A 2220-nucleotide genomic window follows, 5' to 3' on the forward strand; every position below is an offset into this window, starting at 1 on the left:
GATCGAAGGCGGTTGTGTTCTCCCCGCCCCGGATGAAATGGCTCTACGAGCGCGGCTTCGGTCAGGGCAGCGCGGTTGTCGCCGCCTTCGACGGCGGCAAGAAAATCGGCCAGATCGTCCTGCTTCACCAGAAAGTCTATCTGGATGGCGCGCCCGTGATCGCCACTCAGCTGATCGACCTCTTCATCCTGAAAACCTACCGTTCGCCGGTACTGGTTCGCCGTCTCTACAAGGAGGCCGACCGCCTGTGCGGGGCCAAAAATATCCGCATCATCCTCGGTCTCCCGAACCCGATCTCGGCCCCACTCAACGCACGGCTTGCCGGGCTGCAGCCATTTCTCTTGCTGCCGGTGCGCGTAGGCGTCAGCCCGTGGTGGACTAGCAGAGCACGCCTGCAATTTTCGGGGCCAATCAAGACATTGACGAGAGATGAGGCAATCGAGCGGCTGTCCGGCTTCGCGACGCCGCCCAGCGAGAACGGGCTGCGTTGGGACGCCGTGACGCTGTTCGAGCGCATCTGCGATCCGGTCTACGACTATGCGATCCACACGACCTCGGACCTCCTGCTAATTTCGTCCCCGCGGAAAACGCGCGGCATCAGCCACGTGCTCCTGTGCGGTTTCTTTGCACGGCCGGGAGCGAACATTGCCGGAGGCGACATCCGCACCTTGATCCGCGCAGCCTGCGGTCTGTGGAAACATCGTGTCTTTGTATATGCCGGCCTCAACAAGAGTCTGCCGCGTCTGCCTGGATTTGCGCTTCCACAGCGGCTGCGGCCGCCGATCCTGGTGCAGCTACGAGATTGCGCTTCCGCCGACTCCGCGCCGCGTTTCGACCGTTTTCAGTTGACCGATTCGGACTTCGTGTAGACGCCTGGGACGCGTCCCCTATTGGACGCCGAGGCGCGCAAACAACAAATCGGTCTGTTGCGCCAGCGCCGCCGCATCGGCTTGATGCACAACCTGCCCGGTCTCCAGAACGTAGACACGATCGGCCACGGCCAGCGCGCTATAGAGGTTTTGCTCGACCAGAAGGATCGATAGCCCCTCACGTTTGAGATCGAGCACGATCCCTTCCAGATGCTGCACCATGACCGGCGCAAGCCCTTCGGACGGTTCGTCCATCAGAATCAGATCGGGATCGATCATCAGCGCTCGGCCGACTGCGAGCATGCCGCGCTCACCGCCGGACAATTGCCCGCCGCGATGGTGACGCCGCTCGGCCAACCTTGGAAAGAGACCGAAGACGCGCTCCAGCGTCCAGCCGGTTTTGGCGCGCGCACCCTTGAGCATCGTTAGATGCTCGGTCACCGTCAGTGAGGGAAACAGCCGCCGCCCCTGCGGCACGATCGCAATCTTGCGCGTGGCGATATCATGCGGCCGCAAACCGACCAGGCTTTCGCCCCGCCAGCTGATCGATCCCGAGCGAATCTGCGGCGGTGTCAGCCCCATGATGGAGCGGATCAGCGTGGTCTTGCCCATGCCGTTGCGGCCGAGCACAGCAACGATCTCGCTCGCGCCGACATCGAGCGAGACGCCGCGGACCACCAGCGCTTCGCCATAACCGCTGTGCAGGTCACGAACCTCAAGCATGACGCGGTCGCCCCAGATAGACTTCCTGCACTTGTTTATTGCGCCTGATTTCGTCGGGCGCTTCTTCCACCAGCACGCGGCCCTCGAACATGCAGGTGACGCGATCGACAAGACCGAGCGCCAGATCCATGTCGTGCTCGATCAGCACGACTGTGATGTCCTTGTCCAGCGAGCGGATGATTTCGGCAACCATCGAGCGCTCCGAGGGAGACAGGCCGGCGGCGGGCTCGTCCAACAATAGCAGCCGTGGCGAGGTGACAAGCGACAACGCAATTTCGAGCTGACGCTGTTCGCCATAGGATAAATCCATCACCATGACGTCGGCGCGGCCGACGATACGCGCGGCTTCAAGCGCGGCAGAGATCTGCTTTCCTTCGGTGGCGTCGACATCGGGCTTGCCGAACAGCGAAAATTTTCGCGACGATCGCCCGCGCAGCGCCAACACCATATTGTTGCGTACCGAGAGCCGCGGAAACAGGTTGGTGATCTGGAAGGTGCGGGAAACGCCGAGCCGGGCGCGCCGATGCGGCGGCAGGCGGGTAATGTCGTGACCGTCGAACGCGATGCGGCCCGCGGTCGGCGCCAAGGCGCCGGCGATCGCGTTGAACAGCGTGGTCTTGCCGGCGCC

General features: G+C 63.0%; 3 protein-coding genes. 1 reads left to right on the plus strand and 2 read right to left on the minus strand.

Annotation, left to right across the window (positions count from 1 at the left end; all coding sequences use genetic code 11):
• Nucleotides 1-869 (plus strand): hypothetical protein (locus WB528_RS19000; RefSeq protein WP_423889938.1); only part of this gene is annotated, 869 nt, incomplete at its 5' end.
• Between the two features lie 18 nt (nt 870-887).
• Here WB528_RS19000 and WB528_RS19005 read toward each other — a convergent pair.
• The gene (locus WB528_RS19005) at nt 888-1592 is read right to left on the minus strand and encodes an ABC transporter ATP-binding protein (protein WP_423889939.1); all 705 of its coding nucleotides are present in this window, start codon (nt 1590-1592) and stop codon (nt 888-890) included.
• Nucleotides 1585-2220, minus strand: a 636-nt coding sequence (locus WB528_RS19010; protein WP_423889940.1) for an ABC transporter ATP-binding protein, incomplete at its 5' end; no start/stop codon positions are given. The genes WB528_RS19010 and WB528_RS19005, both read right to left, overlap by 8 nt.

The sequence above is a fragment of the Bradyrhizobium sp. genome, from assembly GCF_049586575.1.
Lineage (GTDB): Bacteria > Pseudomonadota > Alphaproteobacteria > Rhizobiales > Xanthobacteraceae > Bradyrhizobium.

What these genes read in the sequence shown, in the direction of transcription:
- WB528_RS19005 (WP_423889939.1), bottom strand. Translation starts at nt 1,592, where the DNA reads ATGCTTGAGGTTCGTGACCTGCACAGCGGTTATGGCGAAGCGCTGGTG.